The following is a 3220-nucleotide window of genomic DNA, read 5'->3' as shown; positions in this document are numbered from 1 at the left end:
GCGTCAATACCGTCGAAGCCGACTTCGGTGTCGATGACGGGTGCGACCTGTCCCGCCGCCATTTTCTGCATGGCGTTGGCCATGTTTTCCATGCGGCAGCCAAAGGAGCCAAGCAGTTTCAATTGCTGCTGGAACAGCTGCATCAAATTGATCTGCGTCGACACGCCGGAGGTCGAACCGCAGGTCACCAGGCGGCCGCCACGCTTCAGGCACAGCATCGAGGCGGCGAATGTGTCGGCGCCGACATGTTCAAAGACGACGTCGACGCCCTTCTTCTTGGTCAGCTTGCGCACGACGCCCTCGAAACGGTCGTCGCGGTAGTTGATGACATGGTCGGCGCCGAGCGCCTTGGCCTTGTCGATCTTGTCGTTGGAGCCGACCGTAGTGATGATCGTGCAACCCATCCGCTTGGCCAACTGGATGGCCGCCGAGCCGATGCCGGATCCGCCGGCATGGATAAGGATGGTTTCGCCGGGTTGAAGCCTGGCGTTGTCGAACAGCATGTGCTCGACGGTGCCGAAGGTGACGGGCGCCACCGCCGCCCCGATGTCGGTCACGCCGGGCGGGGCAGGGACCAGCAGGCGGGCCGGCAGATTGATCTTCTCCTGCGCGAAACCGTCGAGATGGAAACCGTGCACGCCCGAAACATGTTCGCAGAGGTTGTCGCGGCCTTCGCGGCAGGCTCGGCAGAGGCCGCAGGTGCGTGCGCCATAGATCGACACCAATTGTCCGGGCAGCAGGCTGGAAACGCCGGGGCCAACCGCCTCGACCTCGCCGGAGGCCTCCGCGCCGACGACCAGCGGCAGCTTGCGCTTGGCGAAGGCCATGCCGCGCCAGCCCCAGACGTCGATATGGTTCAGCGCTACTGCCTTGATGCGCAGCGTGACTTCGCCGAGTGCCGGCGGTGGAGGAGGCGGCAGGTCCACCGTCTCAAGACGGCGGTCCTCTATAAGTTGCAATGCGCGCATGGGGCCTGTCGGTTCAGTCTGGCTGAAAAAGGTCGCTTAGACCGGTTCCCGCGCCATGACAAGGCAAGTGTTCTGGCCGCCGAAGCCGAAGGAGCTCGACAGAACGGTGCGGACCTCGGCGTTGCGCTTCTTGTTCGGCACCACGTCGAGCACGATCGCGGGGTCGGGATTGTCATAGTTGATGGTCGGCGGAATGACGCTTTCGCGCATCGTCATCAGCGAGAAAGCCGCCTCGACAGCGCCCGCCGCCGACAGCGTGTGACCGATCATCGATTTGTTCGACGAGACCGGCATAGAGCCGATCCGCTCGCCGAACACCGTCGACAGCGCCAGATGCTCCATCTTGTCGTTTTCGGGCGTCGAGGTGCCGTGGGCATTGACGTAGTCGATCTCGTCTTCACCCAGTCCGGCATCGACGAGGGCGGCGCGGACCGCGGCGATGGCCGGTGAAGCGTCCGGTTTGGAGCGGGTGCGGTGGAAGTCGTCGGCCTTCTCGCCGCAACCGCCCAGGACGCCGAGAATAGTCGCGCCGCGAGCCAATGCCGTCTCAAGCGATTCCAACACCAGCGCCCCGGATCCCTCGGCCAACACGAAGCCGTCGCGATCCCTGGAGAAGGGTTTCGACGCCTTTTCGGGGATGTCGTTGTGCGTGGAGAGCGCCGAAAGCAATGAGAAACGGATCAATGCCTCGGCGGTCGCGGAACCGTCCGCGCCGATCGACAGCGCACGGTCGCATTCGCCGCGTCGGATCGCCTCGACACCGAGCTGAATCGCGGTGGCGCCTGAAGCGCAAGCCGTCGACAGCGTGATCGGCAGACCACGCGTGCCAAGGCGATCGGCAAGGCGGCCGGCGATCGAACCGAACTGGGTGGTCTCGAAAATATCCAGCTCTTTCAAGCTACGCGCGACCCGAAGCAGTCTTTCGGCGGCGGTGTCATCCTTGTCCTTGTCAGAATTGTAGAGCGAGAAGCGCTCGGCCCAGTCGAGTTCGACTGGCGGCGATGCGAGGAAGAGCGGTCCGCCGAAATCGCTGGAATCAAGACCGGCTTCGCTCACCGCTTCTAAGCCCGCAAGCTCGGCTAGCTCATAGGTGAGTGGGCTGGCGCCCTTCGAGCTCGACGGCAGGAAATCGACCATGCCGGAGATGCGGGTGTTCAATTGATCGATGGGAAAGCGGGTGATCGGGTGAATGCCCGACTTGCCGGAGGTCAGTGCCGCCCAATTGTCTGATTTGCCGACGCCAAGCGAGGTCACCACGCCGATGCCGGTGACGGCGACGATCGGCCTGCCCATGTGATCTCTGAGATTGGCCATCCGGGAGCCCTCTTATCGTTGCAGCATGGGTCATGGAGCCGCGTTACGCGGCATTGACCAGCGCCATGCCCTCGAATTGGTGATAGCCGATCGCCGTTGCAAGGACGGATTGGGGAACGCCTTCGAACGGCGTCTCGGCTGCGGCATCAAAAACAGGATAGGCGGCCTTGCGGTCGACAGCGAGTGCCGCCAGTGCCACAGCGAAAGGAAACTGTGCTTCCTTCATGTGCCCGGTCAGCGTCGAGAAGCCACGCGCGGCGATCGCCGGATTGGCATCGAGCGCTGCCTTCTCGGCTGTTGTCGCCGCATGCGCCCCCGATGCGCCCGACAGGGTCAGCAATTTGCCGTTCGGCAATGCAGCCTGCTTGAGCAGTGCGGCGATCTCGGCGTCGAGTTCTCCCCGTGGCCGCCGGGCGCGGCCGGAGACGACCGGTCCAAGTTCTGCATAGATCTTGCGGCCGCGGCTCATCGCGTGTTCGCGCTGCTCCAGCACCAGGAAGGCGCCGCCGGAGCCGGTCACGACGCCACCGCCCTCAGTGCCCTGTCTTTGCCAAACCGGCTTCCATGGGCCGCGATGCAGATAGCCGGCGAGTTCATAGCCGAGCAGCATATCGGAATGTTCGGTCTGGAAGGCACCGCCGACCAGGATATGCGTCGACTGACCCGAGCGGATGCGTGCGGCGGCCGTTTCAACCGCGGCGACACCGGCACCTTCCTCGCCCATGAAGGTTCTGGACGAACCGGTGACCTTGTGGACGATGGAGATGTTGCCGGCGAGCAGGTTGGACAATTGGGCCAGAAACAGTGTCGGGCGCAATTCGGTGGTCAATTTCTCGTTGAGCAGTACATCGCGGTCATTGCGGCTTTCCGAAGCGGCGAGAATGGCGGCATCGACCGCCTCGTCGCGCTCGCCGCCGCCCGCCGCCACAACCATGTCC

3 protein-coding genes are annotated in these 3220 nt (G+C 63.9%); all 3 read right to left on the bottom strand.

The window, feature by feature from the left end; translation table 11 throughout:
• A partial coding sequence (locus EN914_RS29520; protein ID WP_127389453.1) for a zinc-binding dehydrogenase occupies nucleotides 1–968 on the bottom strand: 968 nt, incomplete at its 3' end.
• Between the two features lie 36 nt (nucleotides 969–1004).
• Nucleotides 1005–2282 (bottom strand): beta-ketoacyl-ACP synthase, encoded by a 1278-nt coding sequence (locus EN914_RS29515; protein ID WP_013531223.1) that lies wholly within the window; start codon nucleotides 2280–2282, stop codon nucleotides 1005–1007.
• 43 nt (nucleotides 2283–2325) lie between these two features.
• Nucleotides 2326–3220, bottom strand: an 895-nt coding sequence (locus EN914_RS29510) for a beta-ketoacyl-ACP synthase (protein ID WP_127389452.1), incomplete at its 5' end; no start/stop codon positions are given.

Origin of the sequence: Mesorhizobium sp. M7A.F.Ca.CA.001.08.2.1 (assembly GCF_003998455.1) — a bacterium.
In the GTDB taxonomy this organism is placed as follows: domain Bacteria; phylum Pseudomonadota; class Alphaproteobacteria; order Rhizobiales; family Rhizobiaceae; genus Mesorhizobium; species Mesorhizobium ciceri.
This window is presented reverse-complemented; position numbering and strand designations above follow the sequence as displayed.

Coding starts and splice junctions, on each gene's coding strand:
- EN914_RS29515 (WP_013531223.1), bottom strand. CDS start 2,282: ATGGCCAATCTCAGAGATCACATGGGCAGGCCGATCGTCGCCGTCACC.